The sequence below is a fragment of the Marivibrio halodurans genome, from assembly GCF_017963645.1.
Lineage (GTDB): Bacteria > Pseudomonadota > Alphaproteobacteria > UBA8366 > Aestuariispiraceae > Marivibrio > Marivibrio halodurans.
On sequence record NZ_JAGMWN010000002.1, the window covers coordinates 341,072 to 364,270 of the forward strand.

Annotated in this window: 18 protein-coding genes; 10 read left to right on the plus strand and 8 right to left on the minus strand. The window is 68.6% G+C overall.

Annotation, left to right across the window (positions count from 1 at the left end):
* Positions 1–30: 30 nt before the first annotated feature.
* The 4 genes from KAJ83_RS06035 to KAJ83_RS06050 all read left to right on the plus strand — a co-directional run bounded on the left by KAJ83_RS06035 (position 31) and on the right by KAJ83_RS06050 (position 4,988).
* The gene (locus KAJ83_RS06035; protein WP_210681124.1) at positions 31–1,080 is read left to right on the plus strand and encodes an imelysin family protein; all 1,050 of its coding nucleotides are present in this window, start codon (positions 31–33) and stop codon (positions 1,078–1,080) included.
* Between the two features lie 3 nt (positions 1,081–1,083).
* A complete protein-coding gene (locus tag KAJ83_RS06040; protein WP_210681125.1) occupies positions 1,084–2,229 on the plus strand; it encodes a DUF1513 domain-containing protein in 1,146 nt (381 codons plus the stop codon).
* A gap of 90 nt (positions 2,230–2,319) precedes the next feature.
* Entirely contained in the window at positions 2,320–3,552 is a 1,233-nt protein-coding gene (locus KAJ83_RS06045) for a YbfB/YjiJ family MFS transporter (protein ID WP_210681126.1), read from the plus strand.
* 14 nt (positions 3,553–3,566) lie between these two features.
* Positions 3,567–4,988: a CoA transferase gene (locus KAJ83_RS06050; RefSeq protein ID WP_210681127.1), complete on the plus strand. Its 1,422-nt coding sequence runs from the start codon at positions 3,567–3,569 to the stop codon at positions 4,986–4,988.
* Positions 4,989–5,004: 16 nt separating this feature from the next.
* On the opposite strand, the gene KAJ83_RS06055 is transcribed toward KAJ83_RS06050, so the two are convergent.
* Positions 5,005–5,256, minus strand: a complete 252-nt coding sequence (locus KAJ83_RS06055; protein WP_210681128.1) for a hypothetical protein — start codon at positions 5,254–5,256, stop codon at positions 5,005–5,007.
* A 195-nt stretch (positions 5,257–5,451) separates the two neighbouring features.
* On the opposite strand from KAJ83_RS06055, the gene KAJ83_RS06060 reads away from it, so the two are divergent.
* Positions 5,452–6,561, plus strand: coding sequence for a pyridoxal phosphate-dependent aminotransferase (locus tag KAJ83_RS06060; protein ID WP_210681129.1), 1,110 nt, complete (start codon positions 5,452–5,454; stop codon positions 6,559–6,561).
* 19 nt (positions 6,562–6,580) lie between these two features.
* Here the strand turns inward: KAJ83_RS06060 and KAJ83_RS06065 are convergent, their stop codons facing one another.
* The 5 genes from KAJ83_RS06065 to KAJ83_RS06085 form a co-directional block, all read right to left on the minus strand.
* Positions 6,581–6,976, minus strand: a complete 396-nt coding sequence (locus tag KAJ83_RS06065; protein ID WP_210681130.1) for a response regulator — start codon at positions 6,974–6,976, stop codon at positions 6,581–6,583.
* A complete protein-coding gene (locus KAJ83_RS19615; RefSeq protein ID WP_210681131.1) occupies positions 6,973–10,173 on the minus strand; it encodes an ATP-binding protein in 3,201 nt (1,066 codons plus the stop codon). Before KAJ83_RS19615 ends, KAJ83_RS06065 begins: the two co-directional genes overlap by 4 nt.
* A 298-nt stretch (positions 10,174–10,471) precedes the next feature.
* Complete coding sequence (gene glpK / locus KAJ83_RS06075) at positions 10,472–12,022, minus strand: glycerol kinase GlpK (RefSeq protein ID WP_210681132.1); 1,551 nt, start codon at positions 12,020–12,022, stop codon at positions 10,472–10,474.
* Positions 12,019–13,578 carry a glycerol-3-phosphate dehydrogenase gene (glpD, locus tag KAJ83_RS06080; RefSeq protein ID WP_210681133.1) on the minus strand — a complete coding sequence of 520 codons (1,560 nt, stop codon included), beginning with the start codon at positions 13,576–13,578 and terminating at the stop codon, positions 12,019–12,021. Before glpD ends, glpK begins: the two co-directional genes overlap by 4 nt.
* Complete coding sequence (locus KAJ83_RS06085) at positions 13,571–14,392, minus strand: DeoR/GlpR family DNA-binding transcription regulator (RefSeq protein ID WP_210681134.1); 822 nt, start codon at positions 14,390–14,392, stop codon at positions 13,571–13,573. The genes glpD and KAJ83_RS06085 overlap by 8 nt, the downstream gene beginning before the upstream one ends.
* 325 nt (positions 14,393–14,717) lie before the next feature.
* Here KAJ83_RS06085 and KAJ83_RS06090 point away from each other — a divergent pair, with 325 nt between their 5' ends.
* Together KAJ83_RS06090 and denD are read left to right on the plus strand one after the other, a co-directional pair.
* A complete protein-coding gene (locus KAJ83_RS06090) occupies positions 14,718–15,839 on the plus strand; it encodes a carbohydrate kinase family protein (RefSeq protein ID WP_210681135.1) in 1,122 nt (373 codons plus the stop codon).
* Positions 15,836–16,795 carry a D-erythronate dehydrogenase gene (gene denD / locus KAJ83_RS06095; protein ID WP_210681136.1) on the plus strand — a complete coding sequence of 320 codons (960 nt, stop codon included), beginning with the start codon at positions 15,836–15,838 and terminating at the stop codon, positions 16,793–16,795. Before KAJ83_RS06090 ends, denD begins: the two co-directional genes overlap by 4 nt.
* 98 nt (positions 16,796–16,893) lie before the next feature.
* Here denD and KAJ83_RS06100 read toward each other — a convergent pair whose 3' ends face one another.
* Positions 16,894–18,993, minus strand: a complete 2,100-nt coding sequence (locus tag KAJ83_RS06100; protein ID WP_210681137.1) for an ATP-binding protein — start codon at positions 18,991–18,993, stop codon at positions 16,894–16,896.
* A 297-nt stretch (positions 18,994–19,290) separates the two neighbouring features.
* Here KAJ83_RS06100 and KAJ83_RS06105 point away from each other — a divergent pair, with 297 nt between their 5' ends.
* Both KAJ83_RS06105 and KAJ83_RS06110 read left to right on the plus strand, forming a co-directional pair.
* Positions 19,291–20,118 carry a hypothetical protein gene (locus tag KAJ83_RS06105; protein ID WP_210681138.1) on the plus strand — a complete coding sequence of 276 codons (828 nt, stop codon included), beginning with the start codon at positions 19,291–19,293 and terminating at the stop codon, positions 20,116–20,118.
* Between the two features lie 79 nt (positions 20,119–20,197).
* On the plus strand, positions 20,198–21,082 hold the full coding sequence (locus KAJ83_RS06110; protein ID WP_210681139.1) for a LysR substrate-binding domain-containing protein: 885 nt from the start codon (positions 20,198–20,200) through the stop codon (positions 21,080–21,082).
* Positions 21,083–21,197: 115 nt separating this feature from the next.
* Here KAJ83_RS06110 and KAJ83_RS06115 read toward each other — a convergent pair whose 3' ends face one another.
* Positions 21,198–21,545 carry a DUF1491 family protein gene (locus KAJ83_RS06115; RefSeq protein ID WP_210681140.1) on the minus strand — a complete coding sequence of 116 codons (348 nt, stop codon included), beginning with the start codon at positions 21,543–21,545 and terminating at the stop codon, positions 21,198–21,200.
* 184 nt (positions 21,546–21,729) lie between these two features.
* On the opposite strand from KAJ83_RS06115, the gene KAJ83_RS06120 reads away from it, so the two are divergent.
* The gene (locus KAJ83_RS06120) at positions 21,730–23,157 is read left to right on the plus strand and encodes a malonyl-CoA decarboxylase (RefSeq protein WP_210681141.1); all 1,428 of its coding nucleotides are present in this window, start codon (positions 21,730–21,732) and stop codon (positions 23,155–23,157) included.
* Positions 23,158–23,199 lie beyond the last annotated feature (42 nt).

A 23,199-nucleotide genomic window follows, 5' to 3' on the forward strand; every position in this document is an offset into this window, starting at 1 on the left:
ATCGCGTCCCCGTTCCTGGGGGGGGCCGGATTGGGATGGTCGTCCACCGGCGCGCGGGCGCAATCACCGGCGCCGGACATGGCGGTCGGCTTCGTGGAAAGCGCGCTCGACCGGGTCATCATTCCGGATTATGAGCGTTTCGCCGATGCGGCGGAAGGGTTCGCGACGACCGCCGCCGGCGGATGCGCCGATATCGAGACGCTGCGCGCCGGCTTTCACGACGCGATGGACGCCTGGCAGGCGGTGCAGGCCGTTCGCTTCGGCCCGGTCGAGCGCGAGGAGCGGCATTTCCGCATCCAGTTCTGGCCGGACAAGCGCAACCTGACCGCCCGGCATCTAGGGCAATTCATCCAGGACGCGGACGAGTCCGCGCTGGCGCCGGAGACGCTCGCCGCCTATTCGATCGCGGTTCAGGGCTTCCCGGCGCTGGAGCGGCTGTTGTTCGAGGATGCGGAGGCCCTGACGGCGGGCAATGCCGAGGCGGATTTCCGCTGTCGCCTTGTCGCGGCGATCGCCCGGAACATCGCCAACATCGCGGCCGCGATCGTCGCCGAATGGCCGGAGGACCGTCGTCTGATGACCGCGCCGGGACCGGATAATTCGGCCTATCGCGACGGGTCGGAAGCGCTGCGCGCGATCCATGGGGTCATGTCCGGCGGTCTCGATGCGGTGGTGATGCTGAAGCTCGAACCCGTCCTCGGCGACGGGCCAGAGGGTGTGCGCGCGCGGTTGGCGGAGAATTGGCGCTCCGCGCGGTCCTTGCGCAATATCGCGCTCAACCTCCGGGCGGCCGAACGGCTTTTCCGGGCCGACGGCGCGGCGGACTATAGCTTCGACGGGTTCCTGCGGGCGAGCGAACTGGGCCGCCTCGCCGATCGGATCGGCGGCGGACTGGGCGATGCGGCGGATCGCGCCCACGACATCGGGCCGGATTTCGAGACCGCGTTCGCGGCCGAGGGCGGCTATACCGGCGTTCTGCTGCTGCGCGATCAGGTGGGCGGCGCGCGCGGCGCGGTCAGCCGGGACCTCGCCGCCGCGCTGGGCCTGACCCTTGGTTTCAATGCGCTGGATGGGGATTGAACCATGATGGATCGTCGGAACGCCTTGCGATTGATCGCCGCCGGCGGCGCGGTCGCCACGTTGGCGCCGGGCGCCGGCTGGTCGGCCGAACAAGCGTCCGGTCCGGCGCGGCGTTGCGTCGTGGGATGCGCCCGGGGCGCGGACGGGCGCGACCGCGCGGTCGTCACCGACATCGAGGGCCGGGTGCTGATGGATATCGTCCTGCCCGATCGCGGTCACGGACCCTCCGTCTCGCCGGATGGGCGGACCGCGATGGTCCCCGCGCGGCGTCCGGGGCGATTCGCCGCGATCCTGGATCTCGACGCGATGCGGCTCGCCGACATGCTCGAAACCCCGGACGGGCGGCACTTCATGGGGCACGGCGTCTTCTCGCCGGATGGGCGCCATTGGGTCGCGACCGAGAACGACCATGTGCGCGGCCGCGGGATGTTGAGCGTCTGGGACGTGAAAAGCCGCAAGCGTGTCGCCGAGTACGAGACGGACGGGATCGGCCCGCACGAGATCCTGCTCGACCCCGGCGGCGGGAGCGTGACCGTCGCCAATGGCGGTATCCTGACCGACCGCGACGACCGCCCGCGCGAGAAGCTGAATATCCCGACCATGAAGCCCAATATGCGGCGCATCTCGCTCGCGGACGGCGCCGTCATGGCGGGCGCGTCGCTGTCGGCTGACATGCATAAGGTCAGTCTGCGCCATATCGACATGGCGCCGGACGGCACCGTCCTGGTCGCCGGGCAGGACCAGGGGCCGGTGGGCATGGACATGCCGCTGCTGTTCGTCTGGCCGGCCGATGGCGGGGCGTTGCGCACGATCGAGCTTCCGCTGACCAAGACCCGCGCGCTCGTCCAATATTGCGGCAGCGTCGCCCTGGACCGCACGGGGCGCATCGGCGCCACGGCCAGCCCGCGCGGCGGCGTGGCCATGTTCGTCGATGTGGAAAGCGGTGCCTTCCTCGGTCAGTTGCGCGCGCCGGACGGATGCGGGCTGGCACGCGACACGCGCGTCGATGGCGGCTTCTTCCTGTCCAGCGGAACCGGACGCCTGGACGCCGTCCGGGTCGATGCCGAGGGCACCCTCCGGCGCGAGGCGGTCTCCGGCCCGAACCCGACGACCGCGATGTGGGACAATCACCTGGGGGCTTTCGGCTGATTCAGCCGGTCGCTGCGGGTGGGGTTGCAAGTACCGGCGCGCCCGCGATGATGGGGCGTCCTCTCGCAACCCACCGCCCGGAGACGTTTCATGCCCGCCGATCCATCGGACTCCTATCCGCGTGCCCGCGCCGCCGCCCTGGCCGGCGCGGCGGCCAGCCTGCTCGGCCTCGGGCTCGCGCGGTTCGCCTATACGCCGCTTCTTCCGGCGCTGGTCGAAGGGGGATGGTTCGACGCGGGCGCGGCCGCCTATCTGGGGGCGGCCAATCTGGCGGGCTATCTGATCGGTGCGTTAGCGGGCGCGCGGGTGATGCGCTGGCTCGGTCCGGGCGGTACGACGCGGGCGATGATGCTGCTCTCGGCGGCGAGCTTCCTCGCCTGTATCGAGCCGGTCGGTTTCGCCTGGTTCTTCCTCTGGCGGCTTCTCTCGGGCATCGCGGGCGGGCTCGTCATGGTGGCGGCTTCCAGCCTCGTCATGTTGCAGACGCCGATCGACCGGCGGGGGCGCGCCGGTGGTTTGATGTTCAGCGGTGTCGGCCTTGGCGTCGTTCTGGCGGCGGTCGCCATTCCGTGGCTGCTCGATTTCGGGCTCGGCGTGACATGGGCGGTGCTGGGGGTGGTTTCCACGGTCATCGCGCTCGCCGCCTGGCCTTTGGCGCGGGAGCCGGAGGGCATGGCCCCACCCTCGCCCTCCCCGGCGGACACGGCGGAGACGCCGGACGACGCGTCCGCCCGTCAACGCGCGGAGCGGCGCGCCCTGATCGCGGTCACGCTGCTCTACGGTCTGTGCGCCTTCGGGCTGGTGCCGCACATGGTGTTCCTCGTCGATTATGTGGCGCGCGGGCTTGATCTGGGCATGGGGCAGGGCGCCTTCTTCTGGACGCTATTCGGAATCGGGGCGGCGGTCGGGCCGCTGGCGACCGGCCGGCTCGCGGATCGGATCGGCTTCGCCGCCGCGCTGCGGGTCCTCGTGCTGGTGGAGGTGGGAAGCGTCGCGCTTCTCGCCGCGACGGAGGTGCCGGCGCTGATCGGCCTGGCGGCCTTTACCGGCGGCTTGTTGGCGCCGGGCATGGTGCCGGTCACGCTTGGCCGCGTGCGCGAGCTTTCAGGGCCGAGCGAGGGCGCCAAGGCCGGCGCCTGGGGCCGGGCGACGAGCGGATTCGCGCTGGGACAGGCGGCGGGGGCCTATCTGCTCGCCTGGCTCTATGACAGGACGGGGGATTACCACGTGTTGTTCTACGTCGCCCTGTCGGCTCCGGTGATCGGCATCGCCCTTGAACTGGCGGCGGCGTTCGGCCGCGCGCGGGCGGCCGGTCGTCGGTGACGGCACCCCGGCATATGCCCCGGAAGACTCCCTGTGAGCGTATCGCGCCGATCTGGTGCGCGACCGGGCTCTCCCCCGGCGCGCTGCCCGCCCTGGCCCCGGCCTGGGAGGGTTCGCAGGGGGCACCGGAGGGGACGCCGGTCTATCGCAGCGGTTTCCGCGTGGACGAGGCTGCATGGACGGCCATCGCGCTGTGCGCGGCCGGCGCGGCGGCGATCGACCGGGCGCGTGGCGGCGCGGCGCAGCATGTCATGGTCGACCCGCGCCATGCCGCCGTCGAATTCCGCAGCGAGCGCTATTTCCGCTTGAACGGCACGCCGCCGACGGATCTCTGGGACCCGATCGCCGGTCTCTACCCCACCGGCGACGGGGGATGGGTGCGCGTGCATACGAATTTTCCCCATCATCGCGACGGCTTGCTGGCGATCCTGGGCTGCGCGCCGACGCGCGCGGCGGTTGCCCGCGCGCTCACCGGCTGGCGGGCATTGGATCTGGAGCGTGCGGCGGCGGACGCCGGGATGGTGGCGAGCGCGCTGCGATCCTTCGCGGCGTGGGACATCCACCCGCAGGCCGCCGCGGTGCGCGCCGAGCCCTTGATCGCGGTGGACCGCATCGCCGATGCCCCGCCCACGCCCTTCCGGGCACGTAACGAGGACCGGCCGCTTTCGGGGGTGCGCGTGCTGGACCTGACCCGGGTGATCGCGGGCCCGGTCGCGGGGCGCGCCCTGGCCGCGCACGGGGCCGATGTGCTGCGGGTGACGGGGCCGCGTCTACCGGCGCTTCCGGCCCTCGACATCGATACCGGGCGGGGGAAGCGGTCGGCGCAACTCGACCTCGACCGGCCGGAGGGGGCGGCGCGTCTCCGCGATCTGGCTGCGCGCGCGGATGTCTTCCTGCAGTCCTACCGGCCGGGCGCCCTGGCGGCGCGAGGGTTCTCGGCCGAGGCGCTGGCGGCGCGGCGCCCGGGCCTCGTTCACGCGGAGCTGAGTGCCTATGGATTCTCCGGTCCCTGGGCCGGGCGCCGTGGGTTCGATTCACTGGTTCAGGCGGCGACCGGCTTCAATCTGGCGGAGGCGGCGGCGCTCGGTCGTGACGAGCCGACGGCTCTGCCGGCGCAGGCGCTCGACCATGGGGCGGGCTATCTGCTGGCCTTCGGGATCGAGGCGGCGCTGCTGCGCCGGGCGGTGGAGGGGGGAAGCTGGCGCGTGCGGGTCTCGCTCGCCCGGGTCGGGCAATGGCTGCGGGATATGGGGCCGACCGATCCGACGGCCGGCGTCGTCGACCCGGAGGAGGGGGAGATCGCCGCCCTCTCCGAGACCGTGGAGAGTCCTTTCGGTGCCGTCACCGCGATCCGGCACGCGGGCGGTCTGTCGCGCACGCCGCCGCGCTGGGCGCGGCCGCCGGTGCCGCTCGACCACCATCCGGCCGACTGGTAGCGCGCACGGGCGAAGCCTAACCGTCGAGGTCCCGGCGCGCCTTTCGCCGCGCGCGGTCGTGCTTCAGCTTCGCGCGCCAGGTCGCGATGCCGGCCGCCAGGAAGAACAGCAGGATCAGCGATGTCGTCACCGGCATGGCCAGGACGGCGAAGCCCATCCCCGCCAGCAGACCGACGGCGAGCGCCGCGACCAGCAGGAAGAACAGCACGGTCAGGATCGCGCCGCCGACATAGCCGTTGCCCGTTCGATTGTCTTCGCTGTCGTCCATTGTCCACTCTTCACCGATGAAGGGGCGCGAGACGGGGCGGAGTATGCCGCCCGCCCCCCGCCCGCGCAACGCAAGGGACGGGGCAGGGACCATTGTCGAACCGGCGCGGGCATGCTCTAACCCGCCGGAAACGGGCGCCGCGTGCCAAGACGGCGTCCCGGAGGAACGAACGTCCGGAAGAGACGGGGTGCGATCATGGTCGATAATCCGCTTCCCTTCACCGACACGGTGGCGGCGCTGCCCGCCGCCGTGCCCTTCGTCGGGCCGGAGACGCTGCAACGCCGACGCGGTGCGCCGTTCCGCGCGCGCCTCGGCGCGAACGAGAGCGCCTTCGGTGTCTCCCCCAAGGCCGAGGCCGCGATGCGCGAGGCGGCCGCGGACGTCGCCTGGTACGGCGATGCGGAGAGTTGGGAGCTGAAACAAGCCCTGGCCGAGGCGCATGGCGTGCCGACGGAGGCGATCGTGATCGGCGCCGGCATCGACGGGCTGCTCGGCGTGCTGGTCCGCGCGATCGTGGAGCCGGGGACCCCGGTCGTCACCTCCCACGGGGCCTATCCGACCTTCAATTATCATGTGAACGGCCATGGCGGGCGGCTGGAGTTCGTGCCCTATCGGGACGACCGGGAGGATTGGCGCGGACTCGCGGCGCGGGCGGAGGCGGTGTCGGCGCCGCTCGTCTATTTCTCCAACCCCGACAATCCGATGGGCACCTGGTGGCCGGCGGCGGAGGTTCAGCAACTGATCGCGGCGATCCCGGAGGGCCGAATCCTCGTCCTAGACGAGGCCTATTGCGATTTCGCCCCGCCCGAGGCCCTGCCGCCGATCGACGTGACGGACCGGCGGGTCGTGCGCATGCGTACCTTCTCCAAGGCGCACGGCATGGCGGGCGCGCGCATCGCCTATGCCATCACCCATCCGGAAATCGTGACGGCCTTCAACAAGATCCGGAACCATTTCGAGGTGAACCGCATGGCCCAGGCCGGGGCGCTGGCGAGTTTCCATGACGCGGCCTTCATCCGCCGCGTGGTCGAGGAGGTCGAGCGCGGCCGCCAGGATTACTATGCGACCGCCGCGCGCCTGGGGCTGAAGGCCATACCGTCGGCCACCAATTTCGTCGCCATAGACATGGGGCGCGACGGTGATTACGCGCGCGCCATCCTGTCGGCCCTGCAGGAGGATGGCGTCTTCATCCGCATGCCGGGCGTGGCGCCGCTGGACCGGTGCATCCGGGTTTCCGTCGGCCGGCCGGAGGAACGCGCGATCCTGGACCAAGCGCTGGAAGCCGCGATCGCGCGCGTCGGATAGGCCGCCCCGATCGCCGCGGCTATCCCGCCGCCCCCTTTGCCTTCAGGTAAAGGGCGCGCAGATCGTCGGCGAGGGTCAGCGGATCGAAGGGCTTAGCCAGGGTGCCGGTGGCGCCGGCCGCGCGATAGGCGGCGATCTCGTCCGGCTGCACCTTCGCGGTCATGAAGATGACCGGGATGTCCGCCGCCGACGGCATGGCGCGCAGCGCCTCCAGCGTCGCCATCCCGTCCATGCCGGGCATCATCACGTCCAACAGGATCAGGTCCGGAGCGACCGTGGCGACCTGGGCCAGCGCTTCCTCGCCCGAGCCGCAGACGGTAACGGACAGCTTGCCCACGTCCTCCAGCGCCAGCGCGATGACGTCTTGAAGGTCCGGGTCGTCCTCCACGCACATGACGGAGGCGAGGTCGCTCATCTCGATATTCCCTTCTCTCTTTCTCCTGACCGATCCGCTTCACGGTCCGGCTCATGGGCCCGTTGCCGATCCGGGGTCCGTTCGTTCGACCGTTCACCGGCCAGCGCGGCGACCAAGGCCGAGACATCATGCCCGCCGGTCATCAGCCGCCCGCGCATGGTCTCGCGGATCGTGGCTTCGTCCCGTTTCCCGACCGCCAGGAAGCAGCCGATGCGCGGGGGCGACGCGCGTAGCCGGTCGAGGAGTGCCAGCGCGTTCTCGTTCCCGACCGACAGGGGGGTGACGACGATATCGAAGGGGCCGTCGACGGGCTCTTCCCCGGCCAGTTCTTTCTCGGCCGCGTCGATACTCGTCTTGGTCTCGACCGGACCCAGCGCGCGCAATCGTTCGGGCCATGCGTCGTTCGTCTCCGGGGTGGCGCTCACCATCAGGGTGCGAACCGGGGCGGCCGTTTCGTCGACTGGAACATGGCGCAGGATCGCGCCAAGATCCTCCGGGCGTGGTGGATCGGCGATGCAGCGTAGCCAGGGCTCCGGTATCAGCATCAGGCTGTCCGGGCGTTCCGGATCGAGGGCGAAAGGAATGAGATCGGGCGCGCGCGCCGTCCGGTGTTCCCCGAAGATAGCCAGCAGATCGGGCCAGTTGGCATCGGGCACGTCGATGTCGAGGACCATCGCGCGGATGTCCGGATTGCGCAGCAATTCCGCCAGGGCATCCACCGCGGAGGTGACCCAGATCGTCTCCTGTTCGGCCGCGTCCAATTCCTGGGTGATGCGCGCGGCGTGGCCCGACTCTTCCGCGACCAGCAGGATCGGGCCGCGCGCGGGTCCATCCGGGGCGGCGAGGGGCACATCCGTCACGGCTGTTCCCCAGATCGGCAGATCGAAGAAGAAAGTGCTGCCGACGTCTTCCTCGGTCTGGAAGCCGATTCCTCCCCCCATGCGTTCCACGATGTCGCGGCTGATCGCGAGGCCGAGGCCCGTGCCGCTCGTCCGGCGCCGGTTGGAACTGTCGGCCTGCGCGAACTTCTCGAAGATGCGCGTATGAAAAGCCTCGGGAATGCCGGCGCCCTGATCGCTCACGGAAATTCGGATCATATGGCCGGTCTCGCGCGCGGTGATAAGGACGCGCCCCTCGGGCGGGGAAAACTTGACCGCGTTCGAGAGCAGGTTTCCCAGCACCTGATCGAAGCGTCCGGCATCGACCAGCAACCGGATTCCCGGAACGGTGTTCTCGGTTTCGATTGTGATGCCGCGTTCGGCGCCGAGCGTCTGCGCGCTCTCGACCGCCTGGGAGAGGAGGGCGTCCAGCGCATGGACCTGGAAGGCGAAACGCATCTTGCCGGCGGTGAGCTTCTCCAGATCCAACAGATCGTTGACGAGAGCGTGGAGCCGTTCGCCGTTGCGATTGGCGAGGCGCACGAGGTGGTCCGCCTTGGCGGGCTTGTCCTTGAGCGCGCCGCTTTCCAATAATTTCAACGCGCCGACGAGGGCGGCTACCGGCGTGCGTAGCTCATGGCTGACGGTCGAGATGAATTCGCTCTGCATCCGCTCGACACGCCGGCGTTCGGAGAGGTCGCGCACGATCGCGACGAACCGCCCCTCGGCCCCCGCGGCCGAGCCCGCGCCGTCGTCGCGGACATATTGCAGGAAGACCTCGACCGGGATCAGCCGCCCCTGACGATGGCGGTGATGCGTCTCGAACAGGAGCCAGGGCTGCTCTCCCCGGATCAGCGGGGTGACGAGGGCCTCGAAACCGGCGCGGGACATGCCCGGATCGATGGCATGGGCGTTCATTCCGATCAGGGCGTCCCGGTCATAGCCGATGTGAAGCACCGCGCCCTCGTTCACATAGAAGAACCGCAAATGCGCCGCATCGAACATGAAGACGCAATCCCGCGTCTGGTCGAGCGTGGATTTGAACCGGCCGAGCTCCGCCGTGCGGTCGCGCACCTGCCGTTCCAGGTCGGTACGCGCGGCGGTGACTTCCTGGAAGCTCTCCGCCAGCCGGCCGGCCATATCCTCGATCGTGCGGGTGAGGGAGCGATACTCCGCGATACTGCTCTCGGGCAGGCCCGGTTTCTCCCCCCGGGCGATCTTGGTGTTGAGGGTGGCCGCCGCCGTTTCGAGTCGGACCAACGGGCCGGTGATCAACCGGCTCGTTCCCCAGGCGACGAGCAGGCCGATCGCGAACAGATCGGCCACGAAGAAGATCATGTCCGAGCGCTCCGCTCGGAAGGCGCGCACCACCGGCTCCGCCGCATGCTCTATCACCAGTACGCTGACCCCCGGCGTCCCGGAGATCAGCCGCGTCACCTGATAGCGCCCCTCCATCCAACGATTGACGGCCGTCTCCTCCGCTTGCGGCATCCAGATCGCCATATCGGAGAGGACCGGCGTCAAATGGCCATTCGACCGCACGCTCGCGACCTGTCCTGTTTGGGCAAGAATACGCCCGCCGGGACCGATGAAGGCCGCGCTTTCCCATTCACTCAATCCCGCCCGGTCGAGCAGGGCCTGGAGGCCGGCCTGGAGTCCGTTCGACGTGGTGGGACCCTCGTCCGGGATGGCCCGGTCGAGTTGTCGTGCCTGATCGTGCAACCGTTCGGAAAGGTGCGATTCCTCCAGGTTCTGAATGCCGGCTCCTGTATCGATCAGGGGAACCGCCCCCGAGACCAGCATCGCCATGAGGGTGAGGGCGAAAACGATGTGGGTAAGTTCCGGCGGGGCCAGCCGCAAGCGCTTGCGGGCAGGGGGGAAGAGCCCGACGATACCCGTCACGAGGATCGCGAGCAGGGCATTGAAGGCGCCGTTGACCGTGCCCTTGAAGGCGATCAGCACGGTCGCGTCCCAGCCGCTGTCGAGCATGACGCGATGACACAGCAGGATAAGCGGGATGCCGACGATGCCCCAATAGGCAAGGTCGGCCAGCACCAGATTGCGCAGGCCGCGGCGATAGAGGAAGGCGACCACCAGGGCCTCCGCCACCAGGATCGCCATGGCGAAGGGATGGGACCAGAGGCCGATCGTCGCGATCCCTCCGATGCCGGCGACGATCAACGCCGCGAACGGGCCGACGAACAGGATCGCCAGCATGACCGCGAAGGAGCCGAATATCAGTTCGACCCCATAGGAGAGTGGGATCGTCAGGTTGTTGCCGAGGAAGGAGATCGCCGCCAGGACCGCGGTCGTTACCACGACCCGGGTCAAACGGGCGCGCCGGCTTTCCGGAGGGACCTCCGAGTCTTCGGTCTGTTCGGACTGGCGTGGCACGGACGCACCGCTCCCCGGTCAAGGATTTAGCGCGGCTGAATTCTACTTTAAGGAGAACATCGATATGCCACGCTCACTATATACTCCGTATTATCGCATAGAGCACGGTGCCGAAATAACCCTATTCGGCGTCATTCGATGGCTGTTGGGGTACGGGCGGGGGGTAAGGTGACGGCATGGGGGGAGGAGACGACTCAACCGGACGGGGGCAACCGGATGGGGGTCAACCGAGCGAGTGGGTCAAGGTGCGACGCACGGCGTCCCGCCACCCGGCATATCTGCGCTCACCGATCGCCGGGTCCAGGCACGGGTCGAAGCGCCGATCGAGCGCCCAGTCGGCGGCGAAGCGCTCCTGATCGGGATAGAGGCCGGCCTTCATGCCGGCGAGCCAGGCGGCACCGAGCGCGGTGGTCTCCAACACCGTCGGCCGGTCCACGGGCGCGCCCAGGATGTCGGCCAGGAACTGCATCACCCAGTCGTTCGCGGTCATGCCGCCATCGACGCGCAGAACGGTTTCCGGCGTCTCGCCCGTTCGCGCATCGGTGCCGAGCGCGCGGGCACGGTCCTTGCGCATTGCTTCCAGCAGGTCTCGGGTCTGGAAGGCGACGCTCTCCAGCGCGGCGCGGGCGATTTCCGCCGGGCCGGTGGCGCGGGTCAGGCCGTGGATGGCACCCCGGCACTCCGCGTCCCAATAGGGCGCGCCCAGCCCGGTGAAGGCGGGGACGAGATAGACGCCGTGATCGTCCGGCGCGCGTTCCGCGAGCGCCCTGGTCTCGTTGGCGTCGCGGATGATGCCGAGACCGTCGCGCAGCCATTGTACCACCGCGCCGGCGATGAAGATCGACCCTTCCAGCGCGTATCGCGGCCGCCCGTCGAGCTGATAGGCGATGGTGGTCAGCAACCGGTTGTCCGAGGCGACCGGCGTCTCGCCCGTGTTGAGCAGCGCGAAGCAGCCCGTGCCGTAGGTCGATTTCAGCATGCCCGGCGTGAAGCAGGCCTGGCCGACGACGGCGGCCTGCTGGTCGCCCGCGACGCCGCGAATGGGGATCGCGCGGCCGAGGAGGTCCGCACGGGTCTCGCCGAAATCGGCGGCGCTGTCGCGCACCTCCGGCAGCATCGCTTCCGGGATGTCGAGCAGGCGCAGCATCTCCGCGTCCCATCGGCCCTCGCGGATATTGTAGAGCAGCGTGCGCGAGGCGTTGGTCGCGTCGGTCGCATGCACCCGGCCGCCGGTGAGGCGCCAGATCAGATAGCTGTCGACGGTGCCGAACAGCAGCTTGCCGTCGGCCGCGCGGGTGCGCGCGCCGTCCACCGCGTCCAAAATCCAGGCCAGCTTCGTCCCGGAGAAATAGGGATCGAGCAGCAGGCCCGTGCGTTCCGATACCATCGGCTCCACGCCGTCGGCCTTCAGGCGCTCGCACAGGTCCGCCGTGCGGCGGTCCTGCCAGACGACGGCGCGATGGATGGGGCGGCCGGTTTCCCGGTCCCAGACGATGGTGGTCTCGCGTTGGTTGGTGATGCCGATGGCGGCGATCCGCTCGGGCGCGGCCTGGGCGCGTTCCACGGCCGCGCGCATGACGGCCGCCGTGCTCGACCAGATATCGTCGGGGTCGTGCTCCACCCAGCCGGATTTCGGGAAATGCTGCGGGAATTCCTCCTGACCGATTCCGAGAATCCCCATCGCCGAGTCGAACAGGATCGCGCGGCTGGAGGTCGTGCCCTGGTCGATCGCCAGGACGGTGTCGTCGCCGGCCTCGGGTGCGTGCGCCGTCATTGGGCGGTTTCCTCCTCGATCGGATCGGGTGCCGTCTCGGCCCGCATGAAGCGGGCGAGCCTTTCCTTCTGCGAGTCGGAGAGCCTAAGTCCCAATTTCGAGCGACGCCAGAGCACATCCTCCGCCTCGACCGCCCATTCCCGCGTGATCAGCCAGCGAACCTCCGCCGCCGTCAAACCGGCGCCGAAGGCTTCGCCCAGCTCCTCGGCCGCGCGCGCCGTCCCCAGAATATCCCAGGCCTGGGTGCCGTAGGCGCGGATCAACCGCTTCGCCGTCGCCGGGTCGAGGAAGGGGTAATCCCCGGCCAGCCGCCGGACCAAATCCGCGACGCCATCCACCGGAAAATCGCCGCCGGGTAGGGGCGCGCCGGCGGTCCAGGCCGCGCCGTGGCCCGGCAGGAAGGGGGCGAGCTTCGCCGCCGCGGCCTCCGCCAGGCGGCGGTATGTGGTGATCTTACCGCCGAAGATGTTGAGGAGCGGCGGCTCGCCCTCCCCCGGCCGGTCGAGCTTCAGGACATAATCCCGCGTCGCCTCGGCGGCCGCCGAGGCGCCGTCGTCGAACAGCGGCCGGACACCGGAATAGGTCCACACGATGTCCGCCGCCGTTGGCGGTTGCTCGAAATAACCGGCGACGGCGTTCAGCAGGTAATCCCGCTCCTCCGGCGTGCAGACCGCCTCGGACGGAGGGCCCTGATGGTCCGCGTCGGTCGTGCCGATCAGGGTGAAATCCCCCTCATAGGGAATGGCGAAGACGATGCGACCGTCCGTCTGCTGGAAGATATAGGCGCGGTCATGGGTAAACAGGCGGCGGGTGACGATATGGCTGCCGCGCACCAGACGGATGCGGTCGGCGCTGTCGCGGTGCGTTCGGTTCAGGATGACGTCCTGCACCCAGGGACCGCCGGCATTCACCAGGGTTCGCGCCCGTGCGGTCGATACCGTGTCGCCGCGCATGTCGCGCAAGCTCAGGCGCCATAGGCCGTCGGTGTCGCGCGTCGCGTTTTCGCATCGCGTGCGGGTGCGGATATCGGCGCCCCGGTCGGCGGCGTCGCGGGCGTTGAGGACGACGAGCCGCGAATCCTCCACCCAGCAATCGGAATATTCGAAGCCCTTGCGGAACTGGGCCTTCAGCGGCGCCCCGGCATCGTCCATCCGCAGGTCCAGCGTCCGCGTGCCCGGCAATATCTCCCGCCCGCCCAGATGATCGTAAAGGAACAGACCGAGCCGCAGCAGCCAGGCCGGCCGCAGGCCCTCGTGATGCGGCAGGACGAAGCGCAGCGGCCAGGAGATGTGCGGCATGGCGCGCAGCAGGGTTTCCCGCTCCACCAGCGCTTCGCGCACCAGTCGGAACTCATAATGCTCCAGATAGCGCAGCCCGCCATGGAACAGTTTCGTCGAGGCGGAGGAGGTCGCCTGCGCCAGATCGCCCTGCTCGCACAGCAGGACCGAGGCGCCGCGCCCCGCGAGATCGCGCGCGATGCCGCACCCGTTGACGCCGCCGCCGATGATGGCGACATCGTGGACCGCCTCGTCGGGAACGCTCTGCCGGTCATTCATTCGCGTCATTTCCTTCTGGGCGTTCGTTCGCGCCTCTGTTGCCGTCCCCGTCGGGCGTCGTGACATGGATCGACACGCCATCGCGTGTGCAGGCCCGGCGAAACCGCGCGGGCGGCTCGGCGTCGGTGACGACATGGTCGATCCGCGACAAGTCGCAGATGCGCACGGGCGCGCTACGCTCGAACTTGCTCCTGTCCGCCACCAGGATGGTGTTGCGCGCATTTTCGACGATCGCCCGCGCGACCGAGACCTCGCGGTAATCGAAGTCGAGGATGGCGCCGTCCTCGTCCAGGGCGGAAGCACCGATCACCGCCCAATCCACCTTGAATTGGCGGATGAAATCGACCGCCGCCTCGCCGACGATGCCGCCGTCGCTCTGTCGGACGACGCCGCCGGCAAGGATAAGTTCCGTCGTCGGGGAGCCGCGCAGCACGCTCACGACATTGATGTTGTTGGTGATGACGACGAGGTCGCGATGCTCCCGCAGCGCTTCGGCGACCTGCTCCGTCGTCGTGCCGATATTGAGGATCAGGGAACAGGAATCGGGAATCAGCGCCGCCGCCGCCGCGCCGATCCGCGCCTTCTCCGCGAAGGCCATGGCGCGGCGTTCCTCATAGGCGACATTCGCGGTGCCGTTCGCGGGCATCGCCCCGCCATGAACCCGTGTCAGCAGGCCGCGCCCGCATAGGTCGTTCAGATCGCGGCGGATGGTCTGCGGCGTGACCGCGAAGTCGCGTGCCAGACCGTCCACCGACAACCGCCCGGAGGCACGGGCCATGGCGAGCATTTCGTTCTGGCGTGGGGTGAGCGACATGGGAACGATCCATGGCCAATCATGACCGGGAGGCAAGTGATGGTTTCATTTCTAGCGCAATATTTTCGGTTTTCCAATTTTTTATGTTCAAATGAAAATACCCGTAAGCGAATCCACGCCTACCAGAACCGGAGCCGTTTGCCCGGTGCGGGAAACCGGCTTGCCGGTGCCGGCCGGATGGCAGACCATCCGCCCGCCCAATACGGGGATGAACACCGTCGACGGTGAAGGAAGGAACGCGCGATGAGCCATATCCGAACAGCCGGAATTTGTCCGGCGTGCGCCGTGTATCGGGGGCGCTGGGGAATCGTTCGGGGGTAAGGCTATGCGCGCGCTCGCGATCGGCTCGGCCATGATCGATACCATCGTCCTGGTGGCCAGCCGCAATATCGAACGGATGACGATGGCGAACGACGCCGTCTCCTATCTGCTGTTGGAGCAGGGCCGGAAGGTGGAGGCGGAGAGCATCGCCGAGCATGTCGGCGGCGGCGCCGTCAACGCGGCCGTCGCCATGGCGCGGTTGGGGGCGGAGACCGCCGCCGTCCTGAAGGTCGGGACCGACCTGAAGGCGGAGAAAATCCTGACCCGTTTGCGGGAGGAAGGCGTCGCGGCGGATTTCGTCGCGCGCACCGACGCGGACGAGACGGGGGCCGCCGTCATGATCGCCAGCCACGACCGTAACGCCACGATCTTCACCCGGCGCGGGGCGAACACACGCCTTGCCGACACGGATGTCGCGGCGGATCGGTTCGCGGGCCGCGATCTCGTCTATATCACGGCCCTCAGCAACGAATCCGCCGACCGCTTCCCCGATATCGTGCGCCGGGCCGGCGAGGCGGGCGCCTTCGTCGCCGCTAATCCCGGAATCCGGCAATTGACGGCGCGGGCCGAACCCTTCCTGGAGCGGCTGTGCGATCTCTCGCTCCTCGCCGTCAACCGGGTGGAGGCGGAGGCGCTGGTTCCCGCCTTGAGCGTCCGGCGGGTGAGTCATGCGCCGGCGCTCCTTCCCGATGCCGATGAGGGCGACGACGGGTCGGAGCCGCCGCCCCTGATGCGTCAGGGGCTCAGCTTCGGCGGCTTCGATATGGAACTCGCCAGCTTCTGCGCGGCCGTGCGCGCCTTCGGCTGTGCGCGGCTTGTGGTCAGTGACGGGACCAACGGCGCCTATCTGGCCGATGCGGAGGGGATATACCATGTCGCCGCCGCCGACGCGGTCGAGGTACGGGGCACCGCCGGGGCCGGGGATGCCTTCACATCGACCTGCGCGACGCTTCTCGCCGATGGGGCGGACCCCGCGCGGGCCTTGCGCGCCGCCGCCCTGAACGCGGCCGGCGTGGTCGGCCATATCGACACGCAATCCGGCCTGTCGACGCGGGCCGCGCTCGATGCCCGGCTGGCGGCGGCGCCGGAAACACCACGCGTCAGATTCTGGAGGTGGACGACATGACGATCGTCATAACGGGCGGTAACGGGTTTCTTGGGCGCCGCGCGGCGGCCTTGCTGGCGCGGCGCGGGACGGAGGAGGATATCCTGCGGGTCGACGCAATGCCGGCTGGCGATACGGGGCTGCCGGGCCGGGAGGTCGTCGGCGATGTCGCGGACCCTGCCTTCCTCGCCGGGGCCATTCCGGAGGATACGACGGCGATCCTTCACCTCGCCGCCGTCGTCAGCGCCCAGGCCGAGGCCGATTACGACATCGGCATGCGCGTCAATATCGACGGGGTCCGCGCCCTGATAGAGCGGTGTCGGCCCCTGCCCGCCCCGCCGCGGGTGGTCTTCGCCAGTTCCGTCGCCGTTTTCGGGCCGGTCGCGGGGGAGGTTCTGGACGACACGGCCGCGCGGCCGCTTTCCTCCTACGGCACGGAGAAGGCGGTGGGGGAATTGTTGATCAGTGACGCCAGTCGCAAGGGCTTCCTCGACGGGCGCTGCTTCCGGGTGCCGACCATCGCGGTGCGGCCGGGGCGGCCGAACAAGGCGGCGTCCTCCTTCGCCAGTTCGATCATCCGCGAGCCACTGCATGGCGAGCGCGCGGCCTGCCCCGTCGATCCGGCGACGGTGATGTGGCTGTCCTCGCCCCGGCGCGCGGTGGCGCAATTGGTCGCCGGTCTCGATATCGACGGGGCGGCGATCGGCTATCCACGAATCGTCAACCTGCCGGGCCTATCGGTGACGGTCGCCGGGATGATCGAGGCCCTGGCGCGCGCCGGCGGCGATACCGGGCTGATCGATCATGTTCCCGACCCCGCGGTCGCGGAAATCGTCGGAAGCTGGCCGGGATCGATGCGCACGGATCACGCGAACCGCCTAGGGTTCCGGGCGGATGCCGATATCGACGCGATCCTGCGCGCCTATCTGGAGGACGATTTCGAGGCCGACGCGGCGGCCCGGCAAGCCACCCGATAAATCCGGCCGCCGGTCGGCCCGGCCCGTGATGTGCCCCGGGATATGTGCCCCGGGATATGTGCCCTGTGAGATACCCCGGGGGCCATGGAAGACTGGGGTTATTGCGCCGCGATCTCCATGGCGATCGTACGGTTCTCGGGAAAGCGGGCGGTTACGGTCGTGCCGTGCCCCGCCATGGAATCCACCGTCAGGCTGCCGCCATGCAGGCGCATCATCGCCTTGACCAGCGGCAGGCCGAGGCCGGTGCCCGGATGTTTCTTGTTATAGGTCGCGTTCAACTGCGTGAAGGGCTCCAGCGCGCGCTTCACATCCTCGCGCGACATGCCGATGCCGGTGTCGCGGACCATGAGGGCGATTCGCCCGTCTGCTTCCATCCGCGCCTCGATGCGAACCTGACCGCCGCGGTCGGTGAACTTGATCGCGTTCGAGACGAGATTGATCAATATCTGGCGGGCCAGCCGGGGGTCGGCATTAAGCCGGGGCAGATCCCCGTCATGAACCGCCGACAAGGCGACACCCGCCTGATTGGCGCTTTCCTCCGTCAGACGGCGGACTTGCTCGACGGTGTCGCCGACATCGATCGGCTCTTCCTCCAGTTCCAACCGGCCGGCCTCGATCCGCGAATGTTCCAGCAGGTCGTTGATCACGGCCAATAGATGCGCGCCCGCCTCTCGGATGGTGGTGATATATTCCCGATAGCGTCCGTCGCCCCCAAGCGGCCCGAAACTCTCCGCCTCCATCACCTCGGCGAAACCGATCACGGCGTTGAGCGGGGTGCGAAGTTCATGGCTCATATTGGCAAGAAAGACCGACTTCGCCTGATTCGCGGATTCCGCCTCCGACTTGGCATGGATCAGTTCCTGCATCGTGCGTTCGAGATAGCGGGTATGGCTGTGCACGCGCTCGACCACCTCGTTGTACTGCGCGGCCACCGGCTCGACCTCCGAACCACGCTCGACCTTCACCGGCTCCGGCAAGGCGTCCTCCGAACGGTTTCGGTCCATGGCGTCGATCAAGTCGATCAGCGCCGAGCTTTCCTCATGTTCCGCGATATTGAGGCCGAGCGCCTCGGCTTTCCGCGAGACCCGGAGCGGCACGAATCGGTTGACCAGATAAAGCACGACGAAGGAGACGGTGAAGCTGTAGGCGCCAATCGCCGCGACCCCGATGGCCTGGACGGAAAGCTGTTCCGTCATGGACAAGGACAGATTGGCCGGATCGGCCAGCACCGCCAGCCCGATCGTGCCCACGATTCCGGCCGCGAGGTGAACCGGCACCGCGCCCACCGCATCGTCGATGCGCAACCGGTTCATGAGATAGGTGGCACCGATCGTCGCGAGTCCCCCCAGCGCGCCGATCGCGATCGCGCCGCCCATGGTCAGCACATGCGCGCCCGCCGTCACGGCCACGAGGCCGCCCAGAATGCCGTTCAGGATCGAATCGATCCGTACGTGACGATGGATCGAGAAGGAAAGAGCCTGCGCCGCGATCCCGCCGGCGCAGGCCGCGAACATCGTATGCAGGATGATCGAGGGGACCGCGCCCGTGAAGGCCAGCGTCGATCCGCCATTGAAGCCGAACCACCCGACCCAGAGACAGACGACGCCCAGCGCGGAAAGCGGCACGTTGCTCGCTTGGGGTCTTTTGCCATGCGGGCCGAATCGCCCCTCCCGCGGGCCGATAACCAGCAGCAAGGCGAGCGCCACCCACCCGCCGATCGAATGAACGACGGTCGATCCGGCGAAATCGATGAACCCCATCGCCTCCAGCCAGCCTTGCGCGCCCCCGTCGATGCCGCGCCAGGCCCAGCCGCCGGCGACGGGGTAAATCGCGACGGCGACAAATACCACCACGCAGGAATACGCCAGGAAGCCAACCCGTTCCGCGACGGCGCCGGAGATGATCGTCGTGGCCGTGCCACAGAACAGAACCTGGAACAGCAGCAAGGCGGCCGCCCAGCCGGTTTCGATCTCGCCCGCGCTTGGGTCCGACAGGCTGCCGTCGGCGAACATGATGCCCGCGCCCGCCGCCCAGAAGGCTATGCCCGACAGGCAGAGGTCGGCGAGATTCTTCGCCGCGACGTTGATATTGTTGCGCGCCCGGACAAGTCCGGCCTCCAGCGCGCAGAACCCGCCCTGCATGACCAGGACGAGAGCCGATGCCACGATCAGCCAAGCCGTATCGATCGCTTGCGGCATGCCGCGTCGCTCCCCCCTTCCGAGCCCAGGATCAATCCGGACACCCTTGCCAAGGCAGGGGTGGCCCGCTCATTTCATTCCCCCGGTATCGGACTTGCGCGCCGCGGCTCCTACTGCACGCCATCCACAATATTATTATAGATATTCGAAGCGGAGTGTATTCACCTTCCATCCCCTTGCAAAGGGGTGGAGGAAAAGGAGGTAAGGGAAAGAAGGGGAGCGGTCGCTTGACTCCCAATGGACGGGTTGGAAGAACCTGGACGCCTCATACCGCCATGCAACAGGAGGAGGGGGCTCATGTCGTCCACCACGGATCGTGGCAGTTCCTGGCTGGCGGCCGTCACCGGGGCGGCGCCCTATCGCGGCGTCGGCGCGGCCACCCGCGCGCGCATGGCCGCCGATGACGGCTATCGGGGGTATGAAGCCCACAGCATCGAGGATGCCAATCAGGCGCTGGGCACGCCGGCGGCCTATTACAGGGTCATGGGCGCGGAGGAATCGGAACTCGATCAGCCCGCCTGCCTGATGAGGCTGACCTGGTCGGAGACGGAGGCGGCCGGGGTTCTGGCCGCGCTGCGCGGCGAACTGGACGCCGATCCGACCTTCGAGGAGAGCGCCGCCGCCTATCTCGCGGAATTCGACCCGGCGCGCCATCACCTGTTCGTCGCCCATGATCCGGAGACCGAGCGGCCGGTCGGCTATGTGCGCTGGCAGTGCGCGCTTTCGATTTATCCGGATGGATCGGATGGGCCGGATGGGGAGGAGGCCGCCTCCCTCGATGCGGTCACCTATGACGCGTGCGCGCGCCTCATCCTCTCGATCTATCCAGAACTCTTCTATGTCCGACCCTCCTTTCGGGAACGTCGGATCGGCGGGGCGCTCGCCGGGGCGATCCAGGCGGAGATCGCGACCCATGTCGAGGATGTGTTGAAGGCCATGCGCGCGGCCGGATTCCCGGGCGCGCTCGCGCTCGTCTTCTATGCCGAGGTGGAGAGCGAGGGGGGCTCCAAGCTGATCGAGGCGATCGCCCAAAGCTTGGAGCAGGATATCGCCACCCGTAACCAGGGCCGGGACCTGCCGCCGATCGAGGTTTCGCTGGAGCATCGGGAAAAACAGACGCCCTGAGGGGCGATGTTGAGAAAACTATGGCGGAGCCTTATCGCATGCGTCAAATCTATGACGTGCGCTCGCCGGAGGACGATCCATGCGTAAGCTCAGCACCAGTCAATTGCGGGCCTTCGACGCGGTGGCGCGGGAAGGCGGCATGTCGCGCGCCGCGCAGCTTCTGAACGTCACGCAACCGACCGTCACCGTGCAGATCCGCCAGTTGGAGGAACGCTGCGGCTTCGCGTTGTTCCGGCGCGGGCCGGAGGGCGTGACCCTGACCGAGCAGGGGGAGCGGCTTTTCGACCTGACCCGGCGCATGTTCACCAGCGAAACCCTGATCGAGGATTTCGTCGATGCCGCGCGGGGGTTGGAGATCGGGGCGCTGACGCTCGCCGCCGACGGGCCGCATGTCGCGCTCGACGTGATCGCGGCCTTTCGCGCGGACCATCCGGGGGTGCGGCTCACGGTCATGCTCGCCAATGCCGGGCGGGTGCTGGAGGAGGTGCGCGCAGGCCGGGTCGACGCCGCCATCATGGGCGAGCCGACGGAGCGCGACGGTCTGTTCATCGAACCGATTTTGAGCCAGGGGCTGGTCGCGGTCCTGCCGGTGGGGCATGCGCTGTCCGGGGCGTCCGCGCTGACGCTGGCCGATCTGCTGCGCGAGCCGCTGATCGTGCGCGAACGCGGCTCCAACACCCGCCGCTTCCTGGAGGCGGCGGCGGTCAAGGCGGACCTGCCCCTCGCCCCCGCGCTCGAACTCGGCAGCCGGGAGGCGGTGAAGGAAGCGGTGGCGATCGGTCTCGGCGTCTCTGTCCTGCTCGACCGGGAGGCGGTGGGCGACGGCCGGTTGGTCGCGGTCCCGATCGAGGGGCTGGCGGGCGTCAATGTCGATGCCCTGGTCTGTCCGGCGGGCGCGGAACGCCGCGCCGCCATGCGCGCCCTGCGCAAGGCCGCCCGGCGCGTCGGCGCGGAACGCGGGTGATTCCGAATTCGGGGAATCCCGTTTCTGAGTTCACGGCCCAGAGGCCGCGGTTTTCCGGGACGCCCCCAGGGGAGCCCGTTCGGAATGGCCGGGAATGCCGTTCAATCCCCGCATCTCATTGGTCCTCCGCTTCCTTCGGGTCGAAGGGGTTGCGGCCGCTCGGGTCCTCCACCTCGATCGCCCAGAGGTCGGGGTCGCGCGCTCGGGCGCGTTCGATATAGGCGTCGGCGTCGGCCTCCGGCACGCGCTCCGAGCCGAGGGCCGGGACCCAGCCCAGCACGCCGTCGAGATCGCGTTGCTGCGTCAGCAATCGCGCCCCTTCCGCCACGCGGGCGATCTTGACCAGGACGACGCCGCTCATCCGCTCGCCCTTGTGCAGGACGACGGCGGGTATCCCGGCGGCGGAGCAGCGGCTCAGCCCGGCGCCGATCCAAAGATGGGTCGGCAGGCGGTCGTCGCTCATCGGGGAGGCTCCATGACGGTTTCGCGGGACGTCGGGGCGGTGGACACGGGGCACGGGCAGGCGGATCGTGGCGGTATGGTGACGCCCCTTGCCGCCTTGTCAATCGCCCCACATATGCGGATCAGTAGCGGGGGCGGCGGCGCGCGCCCGCGTCGATCGGCGAGCACCGGGAAGGACCCATCCGATGCTGGATAGCGAACGTGTGCAGGGCGGCGCCGAGGAGGCGCCCGGTTTCCTCCTTCGCACCTGGGAGAGCGTGCGTAGCGCCTGGCGGGACTTGAGCGGAACGGAAAGTCCGCTCGCCGGGCGCACGGAACTGGGCACGCGCGAACTGGCGGATCTGGAGAAACGGATCGAGGCCTGCCTGGAGCGCCGGGGTGGCGAGGTTTCGGCCCGGCAGCGCGCGGCCGGCCTGGGCCAGATCTACCTGACCCTGGCGCGGGCCGGGCGCCGGCAGTTCCTGAGCGTGCTGTCCACCCGTTTCGGCCCCTCGCGACAGGCGGTGGACGAAGCCGTGGCGGCCTATCAGGCGGCGGAGGACGATGCGGCGCGCCATGGCGCGCAGGAGCGGTTGCGCCGGGCGCTGACCGCGCCGCGCGTCGAATTGCTGACCCAGTTCAATGCCCTGCCGCAGGGCGTGAAGTTCCTGGTCGATATGCGCGCGGAGGTGCTGGAGTTCCTGCCCGACGCGCCGGAGCTGGCGCCGCTTGAACGCGATCTGAAAGGGTTGCTGCGAAGCTGGTTCGATATCGGTTTCCTGGAGATGCAGGCGATCAATTGGCAGTCGCCGGCCGCCCTTCTGGAAAAGCTGATCGAATATGAGGCGGTGCACGAAATCCGTGGTTGGCACGATCTGCATAACCGGCTGGCGGACGACCGACGGCTCTATGCCTTCTTCCATCCGAACATGCCGATGGAACCGTTGATCTTCGTCGAGGTGGCGCTGGTCAAGGGGCTAGCCGCGAACGTCCAGGTGCTTCTTGACGAGAAGGCGCCGACCGCCGACCCGCGCCAGCAGGATACGGCCATCTTCTATTCCATCTCCAACACCCAGAAGGGGTTGCGGGGCATCAGTCTGGGCAATTTCCTGATCAAGCGCGTGGTGGATGATCTGCGCCATGAACTGCCGAATCTGCGGACCTTCTCCACCCTTTCCCCGATCCCGGGATTCCGGCGTTGGCTGGACCGCGCGATCGCGGAGGGCGCGCCGCGCATCCTGACGGCGGACGATCGCAAGAAACTTCGCCAGGCGACGGGCGGCACGGTCGCCAAGGGCCATCTGCCCAAGCTGATCGCCGATCCGTCCTGGGTCGGGGACAAGGCGCTGGCCGAGGCGCTGAAGGAGCCGCTGACCCGGCTTTGCGCGCGCTATCTGGTGGAGGAGAAGCGGGGCGACAAGCCACTCGACCCGGTCGCGCGCTTCCATCTCTCCAATGGTGCGCAGGTCGAGCGGATCAATTGGATGGGCGATCTCTCCCCCAAGGGGGTCGAGCAGTCGGCCGGGATGATGGTCAATTATCTCTATAAGCTTCCCGACATCGAGAAGAATCACGAGCGCTTCGCCGAGGAAGGCCATATCGCCGTCGGCGGTCAGGTGAAGAGCCTGTTGTAGGTCGCCTCTCCCACGTCGATGATCCATTCCAGGCGGGTGGCG